22 protein-coding genes are annotated in these 25,303 nt (G+C 70.7%); 16 read left to right on the top strand and 6 right to left on the bottom strand.

The window, feature by feature from the left end:
* Positions 1-6 precede the first annotated feature (6 nt).
* The gene (rpmB, locus tag ACSHXC_RS11305) at positions 7-192 is read right to left on the bottom strand and encodes a 50S ribosomal protein L28 (RefSeq protein WP_003957616.1); all 186 of its coding nucleotides are present in this window, start codon (positions 190-192) and stop codon (positions 7-9) included.
* Between the two features lie 252 nt (positions 193-444).
* Here rpmB and ACSHXC_RS11300 point away from each other — a divergent pair, with 252 nt between their 5' ends.
* The 9 genes from ACSHXC_RS11300 to mutM all read left to right on the top strand — a co-directional run bounded on the left by ACSHXC_RS11300 (position 445) and on the right by mutM (position 9,695).
* Positions 445-2,052, top strand: a complete 1,608-nt coding sequence (locus ACSHXC_RS11300; RefSeq protein WP_438291456.1) for a DAK2 domain-containing protein — start codon at positions 445-447, stop codon at positions 2,050-2,052.
* A 258-nt stretch (positions 2,053-2,310) separates the two neighbouring features.
* On the top strand, positions 2,311-4,524 hold the full coding sequence (recG, locus tag ACSHXC_RS11295; protein ID WP_438291455.1) for an ATP-dependent DNA helicase RecG: 2,214 nt from the start codon (positions 2,311-2,313) through the stop codon (positions 4,522-4,524).
* Positions 4,525-4,571: 47 nt separating this feature from the next.
* The gene (gene rsmD / locus ACSHXC_RS11290; protein ID WP_438291454.1) at positions 4,572-5,168 is read left to right on the top strand and encodes a 16S rRNA (guanine(966)-N(2))-methyltransferase RsmD; all 597 of its coding nucleotides are present in this window, start codon (positions 4,572-4,574) and stop codon (positions 5,166-5,168) included.
* A 26-nt stretch (positions 5,169-5,194) separates the two neighbouring features.
* Positions 5,195-5,674, top strand: a complete 480-nt coding sequence (gene coaD, locus ACSHXC_RS11285) for a pantetheine-phosphate adenylyltransferase (protein WP_399489326.1) — start codon at positions 5,195-5,197, stop codon at positions 5,672-5,674.
* 108 nt (positions 5,675-5,782) lie between these two features.
* A complete protein-coding gene (locus tag ACSHXC_RS11280) occupies positions 5,783-6,874 on the top strand; it encodes an ATP synthase F0 subunit B (protein WP_438291453.1) in 1,092 nt (363 codons plus the stop codon).
* 173 nt (positions 6,875-7,047) lie between these two features.
* Positions 7,048-7,695, top strand: coding sequence for a YceD family protein (locus ACSHXC_RS11275; RefSeq protein WP_438296528.1), 648 nt, complete (start codon positions 7,048-7,050; stop codon positions 7,693-7,695).
* Between the two features lie 2 nt (positions 7,696-7,697).
* The gene (gene rpmF / locus ACSHXC_RS11270; protein WP_007493396.1) at positions 7,698-7,871 is read left to right on the top strand and encodes a 50S ribosomal protein L32; all 174 of its coding nucleotides are present in this window, start codon (positions 7,698-7,700) and stop codon (positions 7,869-7,871) included.
* A 19-nt stretch (positions 7,872-7,890) separates the two neighbouring features.
* Complete coding sequence (rnc, locus tag ACSHXC_RS11265) at positions 7,891-8,700, top strand: ribonuclease III (RefSeq protein ID WP_189968133.1); 810 nt, start codon at positions 7,891-7,893, stop codon at positions 8,698-8,700.
* 134 nt (positions 8,701-8,834) lie between these two features.
* Positions 8,835-9,695 (top strand): bifunctional DNA-formamidopyrimidine glycosylase/DNA-(apurinic or apyrimidinic site) lyase, encoded by an 861-nt coding sequence (gene mutM / locus ACSHXC_RS11260; RefSeq protein WP_438291452.1) that lies wholly within the window; start codon positions 8,835-8,837, stop codon positions 9,693-9,695.
* On the opposite strand, the gene ACSHXC_RS11255 is transcribed toward mutM, so the two are convergent.
* Entirely contained in the window at positions 9,668-10,090 is a 423-nt protein-coding gene (locus ACSHXC_RS11255; RefSeq protein ID WP_438291451.1) for a winged helix-turn-helix transcriptional regulator, read from the bottom strand. The genes mutM and ACSHXC_RS11255 overlap by 28 nt on opposite strands.
* Positions 10,091-10,252: 162 nt before the next feature.
* Between ACSHXC_RS11255 and ACSHXC_RS11250 the strand changes: the two genes are divergently transcribed.
* Positions 10,253-10,843, top strand: a complete 591-nt coding sequence (locus tag ACSHXC_RS11250; protein ID WP_438291450.1) for a flavodoxin family protein — start codon at positions 10,253-10,255, stop codon at positions 10,841-10,843.
* 239 nt (positions 10,844-11,082) lie between these two features.
* Here ACSHXC_RS11250 and ACSHXC_RS11245 read toward each other — a convergent pair whose 3' ends face one another.
* Complete coding sequence (locus ACSHXC_RS11245) at positions 11,083-11,970, bottom strand: CAP domain-containing protein (protein WP_438291449.1); 888 nt, start codon at positions 11,968-11,970, stop codon at positions 11,083-11,085.
* Between the two features lie 182 nt (positions 11,971-12,152).
* Here ACSHXC_RS11245 and ACSHXC_RS11240 point away from each other — a divergent pair, with 182 nt between their 5' ends.
* The 4 genes from ACSHXC_RS11240 (at position 12,153) to ACSHXC_RS11225 (ending at position 18,491) form a co-directional block, all read left to right on the top strand.
* Positions 12,153-12,446, top strand: a complete 294-nt coding sequence (locus ACSHXC_RS11240) for an acylphosphatase (RefSeq protein ID WP_078966592.1) — start codon at positions 12,153-12,155, stop codon at positions 12,444-12,446.
* A 379-nt stretch (positions 12,447-12,825) separates the two neighbouring features.
* The gene (locus tag ACSHXC_RS11235) at positions 12,826-13,044 is read left to right on the top strand and encodes a hypothetical protein (protein ID WP_053727915.1); all 219 of its coding nucleotides are present in this window, start codon (positions 12,826-12,828) and stop codon (positions 13,042-13,044) included.
* Positions 13,045-13,243: 199 nt separating this feature from the next.
* On the top strand, positions 13,244-16,819 hold the full coding sequence (gene smc / locus ACSHXC_RS11230; RefSeq protein ID WP_438291448.1) for a chromosome segregation protein SMC: 3,576 nt from the start codon (positions 13,244-13,246) through the stop codon (positions 16,817-16,819).
* Between the two features lie 253 nt (positions 16,820-17,072).
* Complete coding sequence (locus ACSHXC_RS11225; RefSeq protein WP_438291447.1) at positions 17,073-18,491, top strand: sugar porter family MFS transporter; 1,419 nt, start codon at positions 17,073-17,075, stop codon at positions 18,489-18,491.
* Positions 18,492-18,556: 65 nt separating this feature from the next.
* Here ACSHXC_RS11225 and ACSHXC_RS11220 read toward each other — a convergent pair whose 3' ends face one another.
* Together ACSHXC_RS11220 and ACSHXC_RS11215 are read right to left on the bottom strand one after the other, a co-directional pair.
* The gene (locus ACSHXC_RS11220) at positions 18,557-19,522 is read right to left on the bottom strand and encodes an LLM class flavin-dependent oxidoreductase (protein WP_438291446.1); all 966 of its coding nucleotides are present in this window, start codon (positions 19,520-19,522) and stop codon (positions 18,557-18,559) included.
* A gap of 70 nt (positions 19,523-19,592) precedes the next feature.
* On the bottom strand, positions 19,593-21,065 hold the full coding sequence (locus ACSHXC_RS11215; protein ID WP_438291445.1) for a cytosine permease: 1,473 nt from the start codon (positions 21,063-21,065) through the stop codon (positions 19,593-19,595).
* Between the two features lie 192 nt (positions 21,066-21,257).
* Between ACSHXC_RS11215 and ftsY the strand changes: the two genes are divergently transcribed.
* Positions 21,258-22,466 carry a signal recognition particle-docking protein FtsY gene (ftsY, locus tag ACSHXC_RS11210; RefSeq protein ID WP_438291444.1) on the top strand — a complete coding sequence of 403 codons (1,209 nt, stop codon included), beginning with the start codon at positions 21,258-21,260 and terminating at the stop codon, positions 22,464-22,466.
* Positions 22,467-22,538: 72 nt separating this feature from the next.
* Here ftsY and ACSHXC_RS11205 read toward each other — a convergent pair whose 3' ends face one another.
* Positions 22,539-23,204, bottom strand: coding sequence for a bifunctional DNA primase/polymerase (locus ACSHXC_RS11205; RefSeq protein WP_438291442.1), 666 nt, complete (start codon positions 23,202-23,204; stop codon positions 22,539-22,541).
* A 452-nt stretch (positions 23,205-23,656) separates the two neighbouring features.
* Here ACSHXC_RS11205 and nsdA point away from each other — a divergent pair, with 452 nt between their 5' ends.
* Positions 23,657-25,132 (top strand): transcriptional repressor NsdA, encoded by a 1,476-nt coding sequence (nsdA, locus tag ACSHXC_RS11200; RefSeq protein WP_438291441.1) that lies wholly within the window; start codon positions 23,657-23,659, stop codon positions 25,130-25,132.
* Positions 25,133-25,303 lie beyond the last annotated feature (171 nt).

The raw sequence follows: 25,303 nt of genomic DNA, 5'->3' as shown, positions 1-25,303 counted from the left end.
TCGCAATTAGCGCGAGACCTTGCCGGCCTTGATGCACGAGGTGCAGACGTTGAGCCGCTTCGGCGTCCGACCGACCACGGCACGCACACGCTGGATGTTCGGGTTCCAGCGACGAGACGTACGGCGGTGCGAGTGCGAAATGTTGTTGCCGAAGCCCGGCCCCTTGCCGCAGACGTCGCAGTTGGCAGCCACGGGTCACTCCAAAGACTTCAGATGCATTAAATGCACTTACAGTGAAATCCGGCGCACCGGAATCAGAGATCTGAAGTGGCTTGCCGGGGGAATTGGCCCGACTCTCGCCGGGCAACCGAAGCAGCATACAACGGCTGCTCCCGAGATACGAAACTACCACGACCCCGGCCGCCCCCGCCCCGGACCCCGGCCCGCACCGGGTCTACCCTGCGCTTCAGCCGCTCATCCGCTTCCCGCAAGGAGGACCACCAGGTGCCGCAGACCCTCGATGCCGTCGCGGTACGCGGCTGGTGCGCGCTGGCGCTGGACGCGCTGGGCCGGGACCGCGAGGCGATCGACGCCATCAACGTGTACCCGGTTGCGGACGGGGACACCGGCACCAACCTGTATCTGACGATGGAGTCCGCGGCCCAGGCCGTCGAGGCGGTCTTCGCCGCCTACCCCGAGCCGCCCGTGTACGACGGCATCCCGCCCACCGCCGATGTTGTACGGGCCATGGCGCACGGCGCGCTGATCGGCGCCCGCGGGAACTCCGGCACGATCCTCGCCCAGCTCCTGCGGGGCATGGCGGAGGTCGTCGCGGAGGGCGAGGGGAACCTGGCGGCGGCGCTGCGCAGGGCCGCCTCCGCCGCCTACCTCGCGGTCGCCCACCCCGTCGAGGGCACCGTCCTGTCGGTGGCGACCGCCGCCGCCAAGTCCGCCGAGAACGCGAGCGGCACCCCGGCGGCGGTGGCCCAGGCGGCCTATGCGGGCGCCCGGGACGCCCTGGACCGGACGCCCTCCCAGCTCGCCGCCCTCGGACGCGCGGGCGTCGTGGACGCGGGCGGCCGGGGTCTGGTGACCGTGCTCGGCGCCCTCGTCCAGGCCCTCTCCGGCGAGGCCCCCGTCGTACGCCACGAGGCGCGGGTCCCCGTGCCCGTGGAGGACTGCCCGGCCGAGGCGGTCGGCGCCGGGCCCGCCTTCGAGGTCATCTACCTCCTGGAGGCCGACGACGCCGCCGTGGACCGGCTGCGCACCAGGCTCGACGGGCTCGGCGACTCCCTGGTGGTCGTCGGCGGCGACGGGCTCTGGAACGTCCATGTGCACGTCGACGACGCGGGCGCCGCCGTCGAGGCCGGGGTCGAGGCGGGCCGGCCCTACCGGATCCGGATCACGCACTTCGAGCAGCCGGCCGTCGTCGAGCCGCCCAGGGAGCAGGTCCAGCGGGCCGTGGTCGCCGTCGTGCCCGGCGAGGGCCTGGCCGGGCTCTGCGCCGAGGCGGGGGCGACGACCGTGCTCGCCCGGCCCGGTGAGGCCCCGGCCAGCGGGGAGCTCGTCGAGGCGATCCGGCGCGCGCACGCCCGCGAGGTCGTGCTGCTGCCGAACGACGCCGAGCTGCGCCACACGGCCGCGGCCGCCGTCGAGCAGGCGCGGTCCGAGGGCATCCGGGTCGCGCTCATCCCGACCCGGGCCGCCGTCCAGGGCATCGCGGCGCTCGCCGTGCACGCCCCCGAGCGGCGCTTCGACGAGGACGTCGTCGCGATGACCTCCGCGGCCGGCGCCACCCGGCACGCCGAACTCGCCGTCGCCGAGCGGCAGTCGTGGACGATGGCCGGCGTCTGCCAGGCCGGGGACGTCCTCGGCCTCATCGACGGCGACGTGGTGGTCATCGGCAACGACCTGGCCGACACCGCCCGCACCGTCCTCGACCGGATGCTGGCGGCGGGCGGCGAACTGGTCACCCTGGTCCTGGCCGCCGACGCCCCGCCGGAGCTGGCCGCCCAGCTCGAATCCCATGTCGGCAAGGCCCACTTGGCGGTCGACACCGTGGTGTACGAGGGCGGCCACCAAGGGGTTCCGCTGTTCATCGGCGTGGAGTGACCCCGAGGGTGCGGTGGTCCGGCCGGGAGCAGCAACTCCCGTACGGAACACGGCTGTTGACGCCGTACGGGATGCTCCTCCTCGGCCGGACGAGGTGCGCGCCCGCCTCGGCCCCGCAGGTGTTCCAGGACCGCCTCCGCCTCCTCCCGGCGTGACGCGGCGGCTGGAGTGGGGAGGCGCCGGCCCAGGGGGCCGCGGCGCCGGTGTGACCAGCGGTTATCCACAGCCTTTGGCGGGCTGTCAGTCCGGTGGTGTGCAATGGATCGCGTGCCTGCGCTCGAAGAACCACTGAAGAAGCTGCTCGGCGGACCCACCGCGAAGGTGATGGCCGAGCACCTCGACCTGCACACGGTCGGCGACCTCCTGCACCACTACCCGCGGCGGTACGAGGAGCGCGGCCAGCTCACCAAGCTGGCCGAGCTGCCCCTGGACGAGGACGTCACGGTCGTCGCCCAGGTCGCCGACGCCCGGGTGCACACCTTCAACGGAGGGCGCGGCCAGCGCCTGGAGATCACCATCACCGACGGCAGCGGCCGCCTCCAGCTGGTGTTCTTCGGGCGCGGCATCCACAAGCCGCACAAGGAGCTGCTGCCCGGCAGCCGGGCGATGTTCGCCGGCAAGGTGTCGATGTTCAACCGGCGCATGCAGCTGGCCCACCCCACCTACGCGAAGCTGGGCGCGGACGCGGCCGAGGGCGATGACGCGGTCGACATCGACTCGTGGGCGGGCGCCCTGATCCCGATCTACCCGGCCTGCAAGGGCCTGGAGTCCTGGAAGATCGCCAAGGCGGTCGACGCGGTGCTGCCCAGCGCGCAGGAGGCCGTGGACCCGCTCCCCGTGGCCCTGCGCGACGGCCGCGGCTTCGTCTCCCTGCCCGAGGCCCTCCTCAAGGTCCACCGGCCGCACAGCAAGGCCGACATCGAGGACGCCCGCCAGCGCCTGAAGTGGGACGAGGCGTTCGTCCTCCAGGTGGCCCTCGCCCGCCGCCGCCACGCGGACGGCCAACTCCCGGCGGTGGCAAGGCGACCGGCCCCGGGAGGCCTGCTCGACGCCTTCGACGCCAAGCTGCCCTTCACCCTCACCGAGGGCCAGCAGAAGGTCTCGAAGGAGATCTTCGACGACCTGGCCACCGAGCACCCGATGCACCGGCTGCTTCAGGGGGAGGTGGGTTCGGGAAAGACGATGGTCGCGCTGCGCGCCATGCTCGCCGTCGTCGACTCCGGCGGGCAGGCCGCGATGCTCGCGCCCACCGAGGTCCTCGCCCAGCAGCACCACCGCTCCATCACCGAGATGATGGGCGAGCTCGCCGAGGGCGGGATGCTGGGAGGCTCCGACCTCGGGACCAAGGTCGTGCTGCTCACCGGCTCCATGGGGATGCCTGCCCGGCGCCAGGCCCTCCTCGACCTGGTCACCGGCGAGGCGGGTGTCGTCATCGGCACGCACGCCCTGATCGAGGACAAGGTGCAGTTCCACGACCTCGGCCTGGTCGTCGTCGATGAGCAGCACCGTTTCGGCGTCGAGCAGCGCGACGCCCTGCGCGGCAAGGGCAAGCAGCCCCCGCACCTGCTCGTCATGACAGCCACGCCCATCCCGCGCACGGTCGCCATGACGGTCTTCGGCGACCTGGAGACCTCGGTCCTGGACCAGCTGCCCGCCGGGCGCTCGCCCATCGCCAGCCATGTCGTCCCCGCCCAGGACAAGCCGCACTTCCTGGCCCGCGCCTGGGAGCGGGTCCGCGAGGAGGTCGACAAGGGGCACCAGGCGTACGTGGTGTGCCCGCGCATCGGGGACGACGAGGACGAGGCCAAGTCCGCCAAGGGGAAGAAGAAGGCCGAGGAGGCCGAGACCGCCGACAAGCGGCCCCCGCTCGCCGTGATCGAGATCGCCGACCAGCTGTCCAAGGGCCCCCTCCAGGGGCTGCGCACCGAGATCCTGCACGGCCGGATGCAGCCGGACGACAAGGACGACGTGATGCGCCGGTTCGGCGCGGGCGAGGTGGACGTCCTGGTCGCCACCACCGTCATCGAGGTCGGCGTGAACGTGCCGAACGCCACCGCGATGGTGATCATGGACGCCGACCGGTTCGGCGTGTCCCAGCTCCACCAGCTGCGCGGCCGCGTCGGCCGTGGCTCCGCGCCGGGCCTGTGCCTGCTGGTCACCGACATGCCGGAGGCGAGCGCGGCCCGGGCCCGTCTCAACGCCGTGGCCTCCACCCTCGACGGCTTCGAGCTCTCCCGCATCGACCTCGAACAGCGCCGCGAGGGCGATGTGCTGGGCCAGGCCCAGTCCGGGGTGCGCTCCTCGCTGCGGATGCTCACCGTCATCGACGACGAGGAGGTCATCGCCGCCGCCCGCGAGGAGGCCGCCACGGTGGTCGCCGAGGACCCGGATCTCGAACACCTCCCGGGGCTGCGCACGGCCCTGGACGCCCTCCTGGACAAGGACCGCGAGCAGTACCTCGACAAGGGCTGAGAGACTGGGGAGGCACATCCGACGCATGTACACGGACAAGGACTGAGATGACCCGCGTGATCGCCGGCCGGGCCGGTGGACGCCGCCTCGCCGTACCTCCGGGCACCGGCACCCGCCCCACCTCCGACCGGGCGCGCGAGGGCCTCTTCTCCACTTGGGAGGCGCTGCTCGGCACGCTCGACGGCATCCGGATCGCCGATCTGTACGCGGGCTCCGGAGCCGTGGGACTGGAGGCGCTCTCGCGGGGCGCGGTCCACGCCCTGCTCGTCGAGGCCGACGGCCGCGCCGCCCGCACCGTCCGCGACAACGTGGCCGCGCTCAAGCTGCCCGGCGCCGAAGTGCGTACCGGCAAAGCGGAGCAGATCGTGACAGGCCCGGCGCCCGCCGACCCGTACGACGTGATTTTCCTGGACCCTCCGTACGCCGTCACCGATGACGATCTTCGGGAGATCCTGCTCACACTCCGTCGTGGGGGCTGGCTCGCGGAGGACTGTCTCGTCACCGTGGAGCGCAGCACCAGAGGCGGGGAATTCGGCTGGCCCGAAGGATTCGAAGCACTGCGGGCCCGTCGCTACGGCGAGGGCACGCTTTGGTACGGTCGCGCCGCCTCCACGTGCGAAGACGCACCGCGAGACATCCCATGACCGGACCGGAGAGCGAGGGACATCAGTTGCGCCGCGCCGTCTGTCCGGGGTCCTTTGACCCCATCACCAACGGACACCTCGACATCATCGCCCGCGCCTCCCGCCTGTACGACGTCGTACATGTCGCGGTGATGATCAACCAGTCGAAGCAGGGCCTGTTCACCATCGAGGAGCGGATCGAGTTGATCCGCGAGGTGACGGCCGACCTCGGCAACGTGGAGGTCGAGTCCTTCCACGGCCTGCTCGTCGACTTCTGCAAGCAGCGGGACATCCCCGCGATCGTCAAGGGCCTCCGTGCCGTCAGCGACTTCGACTACGAGCTGCAGATGGCCCAGATGAACAACGGGCTCTCGGGCGTCGAGACCCTGTTCGTGCCCACCAATCCGACGTACAGCTTCCTGTCGTCCTCGCTGGTCAAGGAGGTCGCGACCTGGGGCGGAGACGTCTCCCACCTGCTGCCGGCCACCGTCCACGAGGCCCTGGTCGCCCGGCTCGCCGAGAAGTGAGCCACGGGGCCGTCCGCTGACGGTCCGTCACCCGGTGTCGGGCGGGCGCCGACTGGCCTTACAGTCGTCCCGTCCGTCTCCAATCCGTTAGAAGAGTGGCGATCACCGGTGGACGTGCAGAAGAAGCTCGACGAGATCGTCGAGGTGGTCGGCAGCGCCCGGTCCATGCCCATGTCGGCCTCGTGCGTGGTCAACCGCGCCGAACTCCTCGCGATGCTGGAAGAGGTGCGCCAGGCCCTGCCCGGCTCGCTCGCCCAGGCCCAGGAGCTGATCGGCGGCCGTGAGCAGATGGTCGAGCAGGCCCGCCAGGAGGCCGAGCGGATCATCGAGTCCGCGCACGCCCAGCGCGGCACGCTGATCTCCGACACCGCCGTCGCCCGCCAGTCCCAGGACGAGGCCGACCGCATCCTCAGCGAGGCCCGCCGGGACGCCGAGGAGATCCGCGCCGAGGCCGACGACTACGTCGACTCCAAGCTGGCCAACTTCGAGGTCGTCCTCACCAAGACCATCGGCTCGGTCGACCGCGGCCGCGAGAAGCTGCTCGGCCGCGGCCCGGGCCTGGACGACCAGGGCCGCACGGACGAGGACGCCCCCGAGTACAGCGCGGACCCGGGCACGCTGATCCACCGGGCCGACGAGTACGTCGACGCCAAGCTGGGCGCCTTCGAGGCGGTGCTCGCCAAGACCCTCGAAGCGGTCGGCCGCGGCCGCCAGAAGCTGCACGGCCGCACCGCCTCCGACGAGCTGGGCGCCCACATGGCCGCCCAGGACGCGGCGGGCGACCTGCACCAGCACACCAGCGACGCCGACTACCTGGCGGGCCTCGCCGAGCTCGCCGAGCCGGACCCGGCCGCCGCCCACGCCGCCGCCGAGCCGCACATCCCGGCACAGCAGCCCCAGGCGTACGACCCGTACGGCTACCAGCAGCCGCAGCAGGACCCGTACGCCTACCAGCAGCACCAGCCCCAGCAGCAGGAGCAGTACGCGCAGTACGGGTACGCCCAGCAGGACCCGTACGCCTACGACCCGAACCAGCAGCAGTACACGGCCCCCGACGCCGGGCAGTACGGCGCGCCGCCGCAGCCCCAGCACCAGCCGCAGCAGGCCGCGCTCGACGAGACCAGCCTCTTCGACACCAGCATGATCAACCTGGATCAGCTGCGCGCCTACGAGCAGGGTCACGGGCAGAACCGCCCGTGACCCCACGCGGCCGTACGCCACCCGAAGGTGGGGGGACCGGGCCGGATTGGGCCTATCGCGGCCGGTCCGTTATCCTGGCTCTTCGGTCGCGCGTACGTCCGCGATCCACGCTGCCCGATTCGCTCTGCGAAGCCGGTGGCAGCCACTCCACGACCTCGAAAGCAGGAAGAGCCCTGAGCACGCGCCTCGACCACCGCAATCCCCTCGTGTTCGACACACACGAGCTGGGGCGGCGTCCCGGTGCGCTCCAGCGGCTCTCCCGCACCGTGGAGGCCCCGAAGGATCTCGGGATCCCCGAGGTCATCCACGTGCCCGAGGGCAGGCCCGTGGAAATCGAGCTCCGCCTGGAGTCGGTCATGGAAGGGGTGCTTGTCACAGGCACCGCCCGTGCATCGGCCGAGGGTGAGTGCGTAAGGTGTCTGGAGCCGCTTCAGCAGGACGTTGAAGTGGACTTCCAGGAAATGTTCTCGTACCCCGACACCGACGACCGGGGCCGCCGCAAGGCAGCCGCGGACGACGATGCCGAGGACGACGAGGACATGATCCCGCTTGAGGACGGCATGTTCGACCTCGAGCCTTTGCTGCGCGATGCGGTGGTGCTCGCACTGCCGATGCAGCCGGTGTGCCGGGAGGACTGCCCCGGGCTCTGTTCCGAATGCGGAGCGAGCCTGGCGGACGACCCGGACCACCACCACGACGCCGTCGACATCCGTTGGGCGGCACTGCAGGGACTCGCCGGGACCATCCAGGACGGCGAGAAGGACAACATGAGCGGCACTGCGTCTGACGTGCACGATGCCGCCGAGAAGCAGGAGAAGTAGCCGTGGCTGTTCCGAAGCGGAAGATGTCGCGCAGCAACACGCGCCACCGCCGGTCGCAGTGGAAGGCTGCGGTCCCCACCCTGGTTGCGTGCGAGCGCTGCCATGAGCCGAAGCTCCAGCACATCGCGTGCCCGAGCTGCGGCACCTACAACAAGCGCCAGGTCCTCGAGGTCTGAGCGGCTGGTGAGAGGCCCGATGTCTGAGTCCAACGCCAAAAAGGCGGACAACAACACGGCCTCGTCCCACACGCTTCTGGAAGGGCGGCTCGGGTATCAGCTCGAGTCCGCCCTTCTGGTGCGTGCGCTCACCCACCGTTCGTACGCGTACGAGAACGGCGGTCTGCCGACCAATGAGCGGCTTGAGTTCCTCGGGGACTCGGTGCTCGGTCTGGTCGTCACCGACACGCTGTACCGCACCCACCCCGATCTCCCGGAAGGCCAACTGGCCAAGCTCCGGGCCGCGGTGGTCAATTCTCGTGCGCTCGCGGAGGTGGGCCGAGGGCTCGAACTCGGCTCCTTCATCCGGCTCGGCCGGGGCGAAGAGGGCACGGGCGGCCGGGACAAGGCATCCATCCTCGCCGACACCCTTGAAGCGGTGATCGGCGCTGTCTATCTCGACCAGGGTCTTGAGGCGGCGTCCGCGCTCGTCCACAAGCTGTTCGACCCCCTGATCGAGAAGTCCTCGAACCTTGGGGCCGGCCTGGACTGGAAGACCAGTCTCCAGGAGCTCACGGCGGCCGAAGGGCTCGGCGTTCCCGAGTACCTGGTCTCCGAAACCGGACCCGACCACGAGAAGACCTTTACTGCTGCCGCCCGCGTCGGTGGTGTCTCGTACGGCACCGGCACCGGCCGCAGCAAGAAGGAAGCGGAACAGCAGGCCGCGGAGTCGGCATGGCGGGCCATTCGCGCCGCCGCCGACGAGCGGGCCAAGGCCGCGGCGGAAGCTCCCGTCGTCGCCGCGGCCGATGGCGGGTCGCCGACCCCCGCCGCCGGCGCATCGGCCTGATCAGCCTCCTTCCTTCGAGCCCCCGTCCAGCGCACTCCGGTGCGGGGCGGGGGTTTTCGCTCGCCCGCGCAGAAGCCGAGCCCTATGTCCGGGCCCGCTGCGAAGGCCCCCCGGGCGCGCGGTAATCTGCGCGCATGCCTGAGCTGCCTGAAGTCGAAGTGGTCCGGCGCGGACTTGAGCGCTGGGTGGCCGGGCGCACGGTGGCGGACGTCGAGGTGCTGCATCCGCGCGCCGTACGCCGCCACCTCGCCGGGGGCGCCGACTTCGCGGCACGGCTCAAGGGGCACCGGATCGGCGTCGCCCAGCGGCGCGGGAAGTATCTGTGGCTGCCGCTCGCGGACACGGACGCCTCCGTGCTCGGGCACCTCGGCATGAGCGGGCAGTTGCTCGTGCAGCCGCAGGACGCCCCGGACGAGAAGCATCTGCGGATCCGGGTCAGGTTCCAGGACGATGCCGGCACCGAGCTGCGCTTCGTCGACCAGCGGACCTTCGGCGGGCTCTCGCTGCACGACAACACGCCCGACGGGCTGCCCGACGTCATCGCGCACATCGCCCGGGACCCGCTGGACCCCGCATTCGACGACGAGGCCTTCTTCGCGGCGCTGCGGCTGCGGCGCACCACGGTCAAACGAGCGCTGCTCGATCAATCGCTCATCAGCGGGGTCGGCAACATCTACGCCGACGAGGCGCTCTGGCGCGCCCGGCTGCACTACGACCGCCCGACCGCGACCCTGAACCGGCCCAAGGCGTCCGAACTCCTGGGCCACGCACGGGAAGTGATGAACGAGGCGCTCGCCGTCGGCGGCACCAGCTTCGACAGCCTCTACGTCAATGTGAACGGCGAGTCCGGCTACTTCGAGCGCTCCCTCGACGCATACGGCCGCGAGGGCGAGCCGTGCCGGCGCTGCGGGACAGCCATGCGCCGACGCGCCTGGATGAACCGGTCCAGCTACTTCTGCCCGAAGTGTCAGAGGGCCCCGCGCTCCGCGTCGTAGCTCTGCTGCGCCTCAAGGACCGCAGGCATCCGGCCCTCCACGAAGTGGATGAGCGAGAGCAGCCGTTCGGTCACCTCGCGGCCCAGCGGAGTCAGTTCGTAGTCGACCCGCGGCGGGTTCGTCGGCTGTGCCTCGCGGTGTACGAGGCCGTCGCGCTCCAGTGAGTGCAGCGTCTGGGAGAGCATCTTCTCGCTCACGCCGTCGACCCGCCGCCGCAGCTCGTTGAAGCGCAGGCTCCCCTCGTACAGCCCGCCGAGCGTCAGGCTGCCCCAGCGCCCCGTGACGTCCTCCAGCGTGCGCCGGGACGGGCAGGCCTTGGAGAACACGTTGAACGCCAGATCCGCGTCGGCGGCGGCTTCGGCGGTGCACTTGGTGCTCGTAGCTGTCTCTTCCATGACCCCAGGGTACTCCCATGCAGCGCACACGTCTGGGTTGCGCTAACTTGAGGTTAGTGCTTACCTATGGGCAGCGCCGCAGCGGGCAGCCGCCGCGGAACCGGCCCACCGCCGTCGCACCCGCTCCGCCACTTTTCTGACCTTCCCGAGGGGATTCCTGCCGTGACCACTCCTGTTGTCTCGATCGCCTACCACTCCGGCTACGGCCACACCGCCGTCCTCGCCGAGGCCGTCCGCGCCGGTGCCGCCGAGGCCGGGGCCACCGTGCACTTCATCAAGGTCGACGCCATCACCGAGGCCGACTGGGCGCTCCTCGACGCCTCCGACGCCATCGTCTTCGGCTCGCCCACCTACATGGGCACCGCGTCGGGCGCCTTCCACCAGTTCGCCGAGGCCACCTCCAAGCGCTGGTTCGCCGACGCCTGGCTGGACAAGCTCGCCGCCGGCTTCACCAACTCCGGCTCCAAGAGCGGCGACAAGAGCCATACCCTGCAGTACTTCCAGACGCTGGCCGCCCAGCACGGCATGCACTGGGTGAACCTCGGCCTGAAGCCCGGCTGGAACTCCACCGCGGGCTCCGAGCACGACCTCAACCGGCTCGGCTTCTCCTCCGGCGCCGGTGCCCAGACCAACTCCGACGAGGGCCCCGAAGGCGTCCACAAGGCCGACATAGCCACCGCCGAACACCTGGGCCGCCGCATCACCGAGACCACCCGCGTCTTCATCACGGGCAAGGCGGCCGTGAGCGCCTGATCGCTTCCCGACCGCTTGATCAATACAGAACGGCGCGCGCTCCAATTTCTTCGCATCAGGATCGGAATGCGCGCATACGAAAGGGCCCCCGCCGTTCGCAACGGAGGGGGCCCTTTCGTGCGCGTACGAAGCGAATTATGTACATGCGATTACGGATGGCCGATGGTTCGGAGCGGATGTGCGTCCGGGGCAATGATCAAAAACCGGGCGATCACAACCCGGTGATCAAAAACTGGTGATCAAAAGCCGAAGTCCTGGGTCCACCAGGGGCCGCCGGGGCCGAAGTGCACGCCGACGCCCAGGGTCTTGTACTCGCAGTTCAGGATGTTCGCGCGGTGGCCCGGGCTGTTCATCCAGGCGTCCATCACGGCCTTGGCATCCGCCTGGCCGCGGGCGATGTTCTCGCCGCCGAGACCCTGGACGCCCGCCTTCGCGGCCCGGTCCCACGGCGTCCTGCCGTCCGGGTCGGTGTGGTCGAAGAAGCCGCGGGCGGCCATGTCGTCGCTGAAGGCGGTGGCGAGCGAGGCCAGCGCCGGGCTCGCCGACACCGGGCTGCAACCGGCCTGCGCGCGCTCCATGTTGACCAGCGACATCACGGTGGCGGCGGCCGAGGCCTCGGGGGTCGGCACCTGGGCACGCTGCGAGGGGACGAGCTTGGGCGGGGCGCTCGACGGGGAGGCCGGCTTCGACGGGGCCGGTGCCGGAGGCGCGGACTTCTTCTGAGGGGTGGGCGCGGATGCGGGCGCCGACGGCGTGGCCGAGGCACTGGGGGAGGGGGCGGTCGACGGCGCGTGCGCGGCCTTGGCCGACTCGGAGGGCGTGGGTGCCGCGCTGCTCGGCTTCTCCGACTCGCCGCCCTGCGGCTGTACGTCAGGCGTCTGGTTCGCGTGGACCTGGCCGCCGGCCATGGTGTCGCCGCTCACCTTGTACGTACCGCCGCCCGGCAGCAGGCCCGAGGCGACGGCCACCGCACCCACGGCCACGGCGGCGGAGACGCCGAGCAGCCCGGTGCGCACGGGCACGATCACCCGCTTCTTCCGGCGTGTTCCACCCCGGGGCCGGCCGTCCTGGCCCACCGCGGGATCTGCGGGCGCGGGTTCGGCGGCGGAGCGACGATGGCGTCCCATCTGCTGTGCCTTCCTCAGTGCCATGGGCAACGCCTGGTCGCATTGCCGCGGTGGCCGCGATCGGCCGTAGATGATCAAATGGGAACTAACCCATACGGGTGAGGCTCATTTCGTCGCGACTGTACGCCATGACGCATGGGGGCGAAGTGCTGCGTGAGCAATTGGCCGGTTAGCGTGCAGGTATGAACGAAGATGCGCACGGAGATGTTCGACTCACGGCCTGGGTGCGCGGGCGAGTGCAACAAGTCGGCTTCCGCTGGTTCACCAGGGCAAATGCTCTGGAGATCGGCGGCCTCAGCGGGTTCGCCCTGAATCTGGACGACGGACGCGTCCAGGTCGTCGCCGAGGGGCCGCGTGAGAATTGCCACCGTTTGCTGGAGTGGCTTCGCTCCGACGACACGCCGGGCCGGGTCGACGGAGTGACGGAGATCTGGGACACAGCGCGGGGCGGCTACGACACCTTCGCCATCCGCTGAGCACCTCACGCAACCGAGCGGCAGCCGGTCGCGGTGACACCCCGCGTCCGGCTCGCAACCACGCGCTGACCTCGAACGATCTGCCTGTTGCCATCTCGCGCCCGGCGTGCAAAGCTGCCAACAGTACGGATGATCTCCACGCCCCCAGGGCTCCGAGAAGTGGCAGCACCGCTCGTTCAGCGGTTGCGGGCCCCCGGATTGCCGGTGGATACGGGGCGTGATCGTGTTGACCGTCAAACTTTTTGGTGAGACCCTGGAAGCCCCGCGCACCTTAGCTGTTTGGCATGAAGAACCGCAGTCAAGTCCAAGCACCGCGGGTGCGATTCCCTCACGACCCACACCGCTTCGGTCGGTCACTCAGTGTGGAGGACCATCCATCATGGCAAAGGCGCTTCTCGGTTACGTCGGCGGTTCCGACCCGCGACTCCTCGCCGAGATGCGACGGCTCCAGCAGCGCGTCCAGGACCTTGAGTCCGAGCTCAACCGGATTCAGTCCGAGAACGACGTGCTGTCCGCTGCCGCCGCTTCGCACCGCGGAGATTCGCTGCTCGAAGGCATCGACATCGACGTCCCGCAGGCGGAGCCCGCACTCACCTGACCCCGGGGTGAGAGAGGCTTCCGTCCCTCTCGTCGAGATCGAGAGATCCGCAAGACCTGCAATGTATTGCAAGGGACGCTCCGGCGTCCCTTCTTTCTTTCTTCCGGCGCACGACGGGCCGGTCTGCCTTTCCCTTACGGTCTGATGTGCCCTGCACCTTCCTGGGCGAAACCGAGAGTGAAAGGTAGAGTCCGGCGGCGTGCACCTCAAGGCCCTCACTCTGCGCGGATTCAAATCCTTCGCGTCCGCGACCACGCTGAAGTTCGAGCCGGGCATCACCTGTGTGGTGGGCCCCAACGGATCCGGCAAGTCCAACGTCGTGGACGCGCTGAGCTGGGTCATGGGTGAGCAGGGCGCCAAGTCGCTGCGCGGCGGAAAGATGGAGGACGTCATCTTCGCCGGGACGACCGGCCGCCCGCCGCTCGGCCGCGCCGAAGTCTCCCTCACCATCGACAATTCCGACGGCGCGCTGCCCATCGAATACGCCGAAGTCACCATCACGCGGATCATGTTCCGCAACGGCGGCAGCGAATACCAGATCAACGGCGACACCTGCCGGCTGCTCGACATCCAGGAACTGCTCTCCGACTCCGGCATCGGCCGCGAGATGCACGTCATCGTCGGGCAGGGCCAGCTCGACTCGGTCCTGCACGCCGACCCGATGGGGCGGCGCGCCTTCATCGAGGAGGCGGCGGGCGTCCTCAAGCACCGCAAGCGCAAGGAGAAGGCGCTGCGGAAGCTGGACGCGATGAAGGCCAACCTCGCCCGCGTCCAGGACCTCACCGACGAGCTGCGCCGCCAGCTCAAGCCGCTCGGCCGCCAGGCCGCCGTCGCGCGCCGCGCCGCCGTCATCCAGGCCGACCTGCGCGACGCCCGTCTTCGCCTCCTCGCCGACGACCTCGTACGGATGCGGGAGGCGCTCAGCGCCGAGATCGCCGACGAGGCCGAGCTGCTGCGCCGCAAGGAGAGCGCGGAGGCCGACCTCAAGGCGGCCCTGGCCCGCGAGGCCCAACTGGAGGACCAGGTACGGCAGCTGTCGCCCCGGCTCCAGCGCGCCCAGCAGACCTGGTACGAGCTGTCCCAGCTGGCCGAGCGGGTGCGCGGCACGATCTCGCTCGCCGATGCCCGGGTCAAGAGCGCGAGCGCGCAGCCGCCGGAGGAGCGGCGCGGCCGCGACCCGGAGGACATGGAGCGCGAGGCCGCCCGGATCCGCGAACAGGAGGCCGAGCTGGAGGCCGCCCTCGAAGCGGCCGAGCACGCCCTGGAGGACACCTCCGCCCACCGCGCCGACCTTGAGCGGGAACTCGCCGTCGAGGAACGGCGTTTGAAGGATGTGGCCCGGGCCATCGCGGACCGGCGCGAGGGCCTCGCGCGGCTGCACGGGCAGGTCAACGCGGCGCGGAGCAGGGCGGGTTCCGCGCAGGCCGAGATCGACCGGCTCGCCGCCGCGCGCGACGAGGCGGGGGAGCGGGCCGCGCTCGCGCAGGAGGAGTACGAGCAGCTCAAGGCCGAGGTGGACGGCCTCGAAGCCGACGACACCGAGCTCGCCGAGGCCCATGACGCGGCCAAGCGCGAGCTCGCCGAGGCCGAGGCCGCGCTCGGCGCAGCCCGCGAGGAGGCCACCGCCGCCGAGCGGAAACGTGCCGCCACCGCCGCCCGGCACGACGCGCTCGCGCTGGGGCTGCGCCGCAAGGACGGCACGGGCGCGCTGCTCGGCGCCCGCGACGCGCTGACCGGGCTGCTCGGCCCCGCCGCCGGACTGCTCACCGTGGCACCCGGGTACGAGGTGCCGGTCGCGGCCGCCTTGGGCGCCGCGGCCGACGCGATCGCGGTGAGCGGACCATCGGCGGCCGCCGAGGCCATCCGCATGCTGCGCAAGCAGGACGCCGGCCGCGCCGCCCTGCTCCTGAACGGCGCTCCGGAGGACGAGCTGCCGGCCCGCGGTGAAGGCCCGCCTCGCGCCGCCGACCTGGTCCGCGGCCCCGCCGAACTGATGCCCGCCGTACGGCGCCTGCTGCGCGACGTCGCCGTGGTCGACACCCTGGAGGATGCCGAGGACCTGGTCTACGCGCGGCCCGCGCTGACCGCCGTCACCGCCGAAGGCGACGTACTCGCCGCCCACTTCGCGCACGGCGGATCGGCCGGCGCGCCCAGCCTCCTGGAGGTGCAGGCCTCCGTCGACGAGGCCGCCGCCGAGCTCGCCGACCTGGCCGTGCGGTGCGAGGAGCTGGCCGGCGCGCAACAGCGGGCCACCGAACGGCGCAGTGAACTCGCCCTGCGCGTCGAGGAGTTGGGGGAGCGTCGGCGGGCCGCTGAAAGGGCGCGGTCCTCCGTCGCCCAGCAGCTCGGCCGGCTCGCCGGGCAGGCGCGCGGCGCGGCCGGCGAGGCCGAGCGGACCGCGGCAGCCGCCGCCCGCGCCCAGGAGGCCCTGGAGAAGGCCACCGAGGAGGCCGAGGAGCTGGCCGAACGGCTGCTGGTCGCCGAGGAGATGCCGGTCGAGGAGGAGCCCGACACGTCGGTGCGGGACCGGCTCGCGGCCGATGGCGCCAACGCCCGCCAGACCGAGATGGAAGCCCGGCTCCAGGCCCGTACCCACGAAGAGCGGGTCAAGGCGCTCGCCGGGCGGGCCGACGGGCTCGACCGCGCAGCCCGGGCCGAGCGCGAGGCGCGGGCTCGCGCCGAGCAGCGCCGCGCCCGGCTGCGGCACGAGGCGGCCGTCGCCGAGGCCGTCGCATCAGGTGCCCGCACCCTGCTCGCCCATGTCGAGGTGTCGCTGGTGCGGGCCGAGCGGGAGCGGGCCGGGGCCGAGGCGGCCAAGGCCGAGCGCGAGCAGGAGCTGACCGGGGCCCGCGGCGCCGGCCGGGACCTCAAGGCGGAACTCGACAAACTCACCGATTCGGTTCACCGCGGCGAGGTACTCGGTGCCGAGAAGCGGCTGCGGATCGAGCAGCTGGAGACCAAGGCGCTGGAGGAGCTGGGGGTCGAGCCGGCCGGGCTCGTCGCGGAGTACGGGCCCGACCAGCCGGTGGCCCCCTCGCCGCCCGCCGAGGGAGAGGAGCTGCCGGATACTGCATCAGTCAGCGGCCCCGCCGCGGGCGAGCACCCCCGCAACCAGCCGGTCCGCTACGTGCGCGCCGAGCAGGAGAAGCGGCTCCGGGCAGCCGAACGGGCGTATCACCAGCTCGGGAAGGTCAACCCGCTCGCCCTGGAGGAATTCGCCGCCCTTGAGGAGCGCCACAAGTTCCTCTCCGAGCAGCTGGAGGACCTCAAGAAGACCCGGACCGACCTCCTTCAAGTGGTGAAGGAGGTGGACGAGCGGGTGGAGCAGGTCTTCACCGAGGCCTACCGCGACACGGCCAGGGAGTTCGAGGGCGTGTTCGCGCGGCTCTTCCCGGGCGGCGAGGGCCGGCTGATCCTGACCGACCCCGGCAACATGCTCGCCACCGGCGTCGACGTCGAGGCGCGGCCGCCGGGCAAGAAGGTCAAGCGGCTCTCGCTGCTCTCCGGCGGTGAGCGCTCGCTGACGGCCGTCGCGCTGCTCGTGTCCATCTTCAAGGCCAGGCCGAGCCCGTTCTATGTGATGGACGAGGTCGAGGCGGCTCTGGACGACACCAACCTCCAGCGGCTGATCCGGATCATGCAGGAGCTCCAGGAGTCCTCGCAGCTGATCGTGATCACGCACCAGAAGCGGACCATGGAGGTCGCCGACGCGCTGTACGGCGTCTCGATGCAGGGCGACGGCGTGTCGAAGGTGATCAGCCAGCGGCTGCGCTGAGGCCGGCGGCCGCTTCGGCCCCGCACCGCGGTGGCCGATCCCTGGGCTGATCTCCACTTCTTCAAGTCTTGAACATTCGGCGGCGAGTCGTGCCTGTAAATTCACAACCGAACAGGTATTGACTTCGAAACTTGAAGGCATAGTCTCTGCAACGTTGCTTTTACCTTCAAGTGGTGGGTGACGGGAAGTTGTGCGCCACTTGGAGGAGTCCCCTCACGCCCGGCGACGCTGCCGGGCGGCCCCAGGAGTACACGTGACCAGTACCGCGCAGGCGCAGGCGTCCGGAGGCGGCCAGACCGCGCCGGACCACCTCGGCCATGTCATCTTCATCACGGCGGCGGCCGCGATGGGCGGCTTCCTCTTCGGCTACGACAGTTCCGTGATCAACGGCGCCGTAGAGGCGATCCGTGACCGGTACTCCATCGGGTCCGGGACGCTGGCCCAGGTGATCGCCATCGCCCTGATCGGCTGCGCGATCGGCGCCGCCACCGCGGGCCGGATCGCCGACCGCATCGGACGCATCCGCTGCATGCAGATCGCGGCGACGCTGTTCACCATCAGCGCCATCGGCTCGGCGCTGCCGTTCGCGCTGTGGGACCTCGCGTTCTGGCGGATCATCGGCGGCTTCGCCATCGGTATGGCCTCGGTCATCGGCCCGGCCTACATCGCCGAGGTCGCCCCGCCCGCCTACCGCGGCCGGCTCGGCTCCTTCCAGCAGGCCGCGATCGTCATCGGCATCGCGATCTCCCAGCTCGTCAACTGGGGCATCCTCAACGCCGCCGGCGGCGAGCAGCGCGGCAAGCTCATCGGGCTTGAGGCCTGGCAGGTCATGCTCGGAGTGATGGTGATCCCGGCCATCCTGTACGGGCTGCTCTCCTTCGCCATCCCCGAGTCGCCGCGCTTCCTCATCTCGGTCGGCCGCGACGCCGACGCCAAGAAGGTGCTCGCCGACGTCGAGGGCAAGAACGTCGACCTCGACGCCCGCGTCGCCGAGATCGAGCACGCCATGAAGTCCGAGCACAAGTCGACCTTCAAGGACCTGCTCGGCTCCAAGTGGGGCTTCCTGCCCATCGTCTGGGTCGGCATCGGCCTCTCGGTCTTCCAGCAGCTCGTCGGCATCAACGTCGCGTTCTACTACTCCTCGACGCTCTGGCAGTCGGTGGGCATCGACCCGTCGAGCTCGTTCTTCTACTCGTTCACCACGTCGATCATCAACATCATCGGCACCGTGATCGCGATGGTCCTGGTCGACCGGGTCGGACGCAAGCCGCTCGCGCTGGTCGGCTCCATCGGCATGGCGGCCGCGCTCGCCGTCGAGGCCTGGGCCTTCTCGGCCAACCTCGTCGACGGCAAGCTCCCCAACACCCAGGGCGTCGTGGCCCTGATCGCCGCCCACGTCTTCGTGCTCTTCTTCGCCCTGTCCTGGGGCGTGGTGGTGTGGGTCTTCCTCGGCGAGATGTTCCCGAACCGGATCCGCGCCGCGGCCCTGGGTGTCGCCGCGGCCGCCCAGTGGATCGCCAACTGGGCCATCACGGCGAGCTTCCCGAGCCTGTCGGACTGGAACCTGTCGGGCACCTACGTCATCTACTCGGTCTTCGCCGTGCTCTCGATCCCCTTCGTGCTCAAGTACGTCAAGGAGACCAAGGGCAAGGCGTTGGAGGAGATGGGCTAATCCCCGCTGCCCCTCTCCTCTCACTCAACCGCCCCGGCTCGCCATCGAGCCGGGGCGGTTTGCTGTCAGAGCGCCGGCAGCACCCTCTCGCAGAACAGGTGCAGGCTGCGCCACGCCTCGTCCACCGGCATTCCGCCGCACAGCGGGTGCAGGACCAGGCTGTCGGCTTCCAGGGCCGCGCACTGCTCCGGGGTCACGATGCGGTAGACGCCCTCCGCGCGCAGTTCCTCCACCGATGTGGCTCCGGACTTCACCGCCGAGCGGATGTCCTTGGACTGCCAGGACGCGTACATCCGCGCCTCGTGCAGGAAGTGCTCGCCGTACTCGGCCCAGGTCCGGTCCGGGTCCTCGCTGATGTGCAGCAGGGGCGTCTGCGCCGCGGGCATCATGCAGAAGCCCTCGGTGCCGTACTCGGCGAGCTTCTCGTTGTAGTGCGCCTCGAGTTCGGGCAGGTGCGCGCTCGGGAAGAACGGCAGGCCGAGGCGGGCCGCGCGGTTGGCGGCCGCGCGTGAGGAGCCGCCGACGAGCAGCATCGGGTGCGGCTCGGTGAACGGACGCGGGGTGACCCGTACCCGACGCCCGCGGAAGGTGAACTCCTCACCCGTCCACGCCTTCAGAAGCGTTTCGAGCAGCTCGTCCTGGAGCTTGCCGCGCCGGCCCCACTCGACGCCCTGCTGCTCGTACTCGGCGGGCCGGTACCCGATCCCCGAGACGGTCACGAGCCGGCCGCCGCTCACCAGGTCGAGCACGGCTATGTCCTCGGCGAGCCGCAGCGGGTCGTACAGCGGTCCGATGATCGCGGAGACCGTCACCGCGATGCGGCGGGTGGCGCCGAAGACCGCGCCCGCGAAGGCGAAGGGGGAGGGCAGCCAGTTGTTGTCCGTGCCGTGGTGCTCCTCGGTCTGGACGGTGTCGATGCCCCGGTCGTCGGCGTACGCCGCCATCTCCAGGGCCGCCCGGTAGCGCGCGGACAGCGACTGCGCGGTGGCGTCCGGGTCCACCAGGTTCATGCGTACGACCGTGAACGGCATGGAAAAGTCCCCCTCCACCGTGCGGGTTCCGGAGAACCCCGGGCAAAGGGGGACGGTAGCTGACGCTGCGTCAGACAGCCAGAGTCTCGGGGGACTTGGCCGGATCAGACGCCTCATTGGCCTCAGAGGACTCTGCGGCGGCCACGGGCGGCTTGGGCAGCGCGACGTAGAGGAGGCCGGAGATCACGATGGTGGCGACCCAGCCCAGGCCGTACTCGCCGACCGGGTTGTTCGTGGCCAGCGGGCCGGTGAACCAGTCGGACTTGGTGAACATGAGGCCGCCGACCAGGCCGATCGCCCAGGCGATGACGGCGGCGGGGGAGAAGCCGCCCTTGTACCAGTAGGCGCTGGTGCGCGTCGTGTCGAGCAGCGCCTTCGCGTCGTACTCGGTGCGGCGCAGCATGTCCGCGCCGAACACGCCGACCCAGGCCGAGAAGGCGACGGCGAGCAGCGAGAGGAAGGCGATGAACGAGCCCATGAAGCTGGTGGCGACCAGCATCAGGATGCCGCCGAAGATCAGCGAGATCAGCGCGTTGACGGAGACCGCCCAGTGCCGCGGGATCTTGAAGCCGAGGGTCTGCGCGGTGAAGCCCGCCGAGTACATCGACATCGAGTTGATCAGCAGCATGCCGACCAGGGCGATCAGCAGGTACGGCACCGCGATCCACATCGGCAGGATCTCGCCGAGGAAGGACACCGGGTCGGCGGCCGAGGCCAGGTCCGGCGTGGAGACCGCCATGACGGCACCCATCAGGACCATCGGAAGCACCACGATGCCGGCGCCGCCGATGGAGTTGCCCACGATCGCCTTGGCGGAGGCGTTGCGCGGCAGGTAGCGCGCGAAGTCGGGGGCGGACGGGATCCAGCTGACACCGCCGGCGGCGATCATGCCGGTACCCGCGACCATCAGCGAGGTCTTGCCGGCCGGCTGGTGGAAGACGGCCGACCAGTCGGTGTTCATGACGAGGTAGACGAGCACCAGGATCGAGAACGCGCCGAACAGGAACGTCGCGTACTTGTTGCACTTCTGCACGACGTGGATGCCGAGGCCCGATATCGCGAACGTGATGACCACGAAGACGGCGAGCGTGACGATGATCAGGAACGTGTTGCTCTTGATCCCGAAGAGGATGTCGAGCACGGTGAGCACCGCATAGGCGCCGGTCACCGCGTTGATGGTCTCCCAGCCCCAGCGCGCCACCCAGATCAGTGAACCGGGCAGCAGGTTGCCCCGCTGGCCGAACACCGCACGCGACAGCGCCATGCCGGGAGCGCCGCCGCGCTTGCCCGCGATCCCGATGAGCCCGACCAGGCCGTACGAGAGGACGGGCGCGGCCACGGCGACCACGATCGCCTGCCAGAAGTTGAGCTTGTACGCGACGACGAGGCTGGCGCCCATCGTGAGCAGCAGCACGCTGATGTTCGCGGCGACCCAGGTGGGGAAGAGCTCGCGGGTTCTCGCGGTGCGCTCCGCGTCCGGCACGGGCTCAAGGCCGCGTGTTTCCAGGGCGCTCTGCGGTTCGTCGGTGGTGCCAGTGTTCATGGGGGTGGAGTTCCATGCCTCTCGCTCGGCTCGACGCTGAGCCGGTGGGGGTAGTCGAAGGGGACTCTACGCGCGTTGATGCGCCCACCTCTATCGTACTTTAATCTGACACCCGTCCCATAATTCCCTTCCGTTCTCGGAGGAAGCCACAAACTAGGTGCTCGTGGGCCCGTACCCGATACTGGGAGAGTTATGGAATTCGTGATCCTTGCTGTAGTCATCGCCCTGGTCGCGGTCGGCGCGATCAGCGGGCTCGTGGTCAGCAGCCGCAAGAAGAAGCAGCTGCCGCCCACCGCCCCGCCGAGCACGCCGACCATCACAGCCCCGCCCGCCGAACCTCAGGTCGGTGAGGACGCCGCGGAGACGGCGCAGGAACCGCGCCGCACCATCGAGGAGGTCGGCCTTCCCGAGGCGCCCGCCGCGCCGGTCGTCGTCGAGGAGCCGGTCGCCCCCGAGGCCCCGGCCATCGAGGTCCCCGAGCCCACCGCCGGCCGGCTGGTCCGGCTGCGGGCCCGCCTCGCCCGCTCGCAGAACTCGCTCGGCAAGGGGCTGCTCACCCTGCTCTCGCGCGAGCACCTCGACGAGGACACCTGGGAGGAGATCGAGGACACCCTGCTGACCGCCGACGTCGGCGTCGCGCCGACCCAGGAGCTGGTCGACCGGCTCCGCGAGCGCGTCAAGGTGCTCGGCACCCGGACCCCCGAGGACCTGCGCACGCTGCTGCGCGAGGAGCTCCTCACCCTGCTCGGCACCGACTTCGACCGCCAGGTCAAGACCGAGGGCGGCGAGACCGCCCCCGGCGTCGTGATGGTCGTCGGCGTCAACGGCACCGGCAAGACCACCACCACCGGCAAGCTCGCCCGCGTCCTGGTCGCCGACGGCAAGTCCGTCGTCCTCGGCGCGGCCGACACCTTCCGTGCCGCCGCCGCCGACCAGCTGCAGACGTGGGGCGAGCGCGTCGGCGCCCGCACCGTGCGCGGTCCCGAGGGCGGCGACCCCGCCTCGATCGCGTTCGACGCCGTCAAGGAAGGCATCGCCGAGGGCGCCGACGTCGTCCTGATCGACACGGCCGGCCGCCTGCACACCAAGACCGGGCTCATGGACGAGCTCGGCAAGGTCAAGCGCGTCGTCGAGAAGCACGGCCCGCTGGACGAGATCCTGCTCGTCCTCGACGCCACGACCGGCCAGAACGGCCTGGTCCAGGCCCGGGTGTTCGCCGAGGTCGTCGACATCACCGGCATCGTCCTGACCAAGCTCGACGGCACCGCCAAGGGCGGCATCGTCATCGCCGTCCAGCGCGAACTGGGCGTGCCCGTCAAGCTCGTCGGCCTCGGCGAGGGCGCGGACGACCTGGCCCCGTTCGAGCCGGAGGCGTTCGTGGACGCCCTCATCGGGGACTAGCCGCACCGGTTGCGCACGAACGCCCCGCCGCATCGACAAGGATGCGGCGGGGCGTTCCCTCGTACGGGTGGTTTACGCCGCCGAGCGGTGGCAGATGTAGGCGAGCGTGCCCAGGAGCAGGCGGGCCTCGGGCGGGCGGGTCGCCGTGTCCAGGGACGGCGGGCGCAGCCAGCGCACCTCGCCCGACGGTGGCGCCGGTACGTAGCTGCCCCGCGGCGGGCAGCGCAGGTCCAGGACGGCGTCGTCCCAGCCCATCCGGTAGAGCAGCCCCGGGAGTTCGGCCGAGGCGCCCGGGGCCACGTAGAAGTGGGTGCGGCCGGTCGGCGTCGTGGAGACCGGGCCCAGCGGAAGGCCCATCCGCTCGAGCCGCACCAGGGCCCGCCGCCCGGCCGGGGCCGCGACGTCCAGGACGTCGAAGGTCCGCCCGACCGGCAGCAGCACCGCCGCGCCCGGGCACTGCGACCACGCCTTGGTCACCTCGTCCAGCGTGGCGCCCGCCGGGACCTCGGATGCGAAGCCGAGCGGGTGCGCGCCCGGCGCCGTACAGGACGAACTGCCGCAGGAACACTCGCCGTTCAGGGCGCGGGCGCCCGGTGCGACGTCCCAGCCCCACAGCCCGGTGTACTCGGCCACCGCAGTGACCTCGCTCGTTCGGGTGGTGCGCGCGGAGCGGCCGCGGCGCCAAGAGCCGGGCCGGGTCTCCTTGATCCCCCGGCTGCCGCCGATCGTGAAGCCCATGCCCCCTCCAACGGGTCTGCCGCGTCGGTGGTTACGACGCCAGTGACATAGTCGTGACGATCCGGAGTTTTCCCGTCACAATCCGTCTCCGCCAGGTCGGACACGGTCGCGAAGGGGGTGGTGCGAAACGCGCCGTGCGCCCCGGCTTGCTTCGCTCCACCCGACGCTGATCGTCATGTGTCAAGTGAATCGCGCCTGGCGGCAGGGGAGTTCATTCGAAGGGGTGGCGAATGGTGGCGTTTCTGGAATCGCCATGGCCGGACGCGTGATCGTAGGATTACCGTCGGTACACGGACCTTGGGGGTATACGCACCCGCGGGTATGCCGGAGGCAAGCCGGTTTCCGGTCCGACCGGGTGCAACCGCAGGACAGGAGGCCCAACTAGCGGCATTCTGATAGAGGTTCGCGCAATCGATGCACAACCGAGGCTTCGGCGGATTGGGGGCGTTCCAGTGGGCGGCAGTGGGGCTAGCGAAACGAGCGCCGGCAAGCGCCCCAACGAGCAGCTGAGTTCGTGGTTCGTCCGCAGCGGCTGGTCGAAGGGCGAACTGGCCCGCCAGGTGAACCGCCGGGCGCGCCAGATGGGCGCGCACCACATCAGCACCGACACCTCCCGGGTGCGGCGCTGGCTCGACGGCGAGATGCCCCGCGAGCCCATTCCCCGGATCCTCTCGGAGCTGTTCTCCGAGCGCTTCGGCAGCGTCGTCGCCATCGAGGACCTCGGCCTGCGCCAGGCCCACCAGTCGCCGTCCGTGTCCGGTGTCGACCTGCCCTGGGCCGGGCCTCAAACGGTGTCCCTGCTCAGCGAGTTCTCCCGCAGCGACCTCATGCTCGCCCGGCGCGGCTTCCTCGGCACCTCGCTGATGCTGGCCGCGGGCCCCTCCCTGATCGAGCCCATGCAGCGCTGGCTGGTGCCCTCGCTCTCCGGCGAGTCCGGCCCCAAGGAGACCGCGGCGAGCGCCCGGCGCCCCTCGCGGCTTTCGAAGCCCGAGCTGGAACTGCTCGAATCCACCACCGCGATGTTCCGCCAGTGGGATGCCCAGTGCGGCGGCGGGCTGCGCCGCAAGGCCGTGGTCGGCCAGCTCCACGAGGTCACCGACCTGCTCCAGGAGCCCCAGCCCGCGGCCACCTCCAAACGCCTCTTCCGGTGCGCGGCCGAACTCGCGGAGCTGGCCGGCTGGATGAGCTACGACGTCGGGCTCCAGCCCACCGCCCAGAAGTACTTCGTGCTCGCCCTGCACGCCTCCAAGGAGGCCGGCGACAAGCCGCTCGGCTCGTACATCCTGTCCTCGATGAGCCGCCAGATGATCCACCTCGGCCGGCCCGACGACGCCCTGGAACTCATCCACCTCGCCCAGTACGGCAGCCGCGACTGCGCCACCGCCCGCACCCAGGCCATGCTGTATGCGATGGAGGCCCGCGCGTACGCCAACATGGGCCAGCCCAGCAAGACCAAGCGGGCCGTGAGGATGGCCGAGGACACCTTCGGCGACGCCGGGTTCGACGGCGAGCCGGAGCCCGACTGGATCCGCTTCTTCTCCGAGGCGGAGCTCAACGGGGAGAACGCCCACTCCTACCGCGACCTCGCCTACGTGGCCGGCCGCAGCCCCACCTACGCCTCGCTCGCCGAGCCCGTGATGGAGCAGGCCGTGGCCCTGTTCGGCAAGGACGAAGAGCATCAGCGCAGCTATGCCCTGAACCTGATCGGCATGGCCACCGTGCACCTGCTCAAGCGGGAGCCCGAGCAGTCGACCGTGCTTGCCGAGCAGGCCCTGCGGGTCGCCAAGCGGGTCCGCTCCGAGCGGGTCAACACCCGGCTGCGCAAGACCGTCGACACCGCCGCGCGCGACTTCTCGGACGTCGCCGAGGTGGTCCAGATGACGGACCTGCTCAGCAGGGAACTGCCCGAGACGGCCGAAGCCGTCTGAGCCCGTTCCACCCAAGGGCCCTCTGCTTGGCCGTGCGACGGCATACAAGACCCCGGCCGCGACACTCGCCCCGTTCAGCCCGACTCGGCTCCCCCACGCCAGGTCAAGCGGGTGACGTCGCGGCCGGTCCGCTGTGCCCGGACGTACGCGGATGGTAGTCGCCGGCTCCCT

The organism is Streptomyces sp. HUAS TT7 (assembly GCF_051550175.1).
Taxonomy (GTDB): Bacteria; Actinomycetota; Actinomycetes; order Streptomycetales; family Streptomycetaceae; genus Streptomyces.
This window is presented reverse-complemented; position numbering and strand designations above follow the sequence as displayed.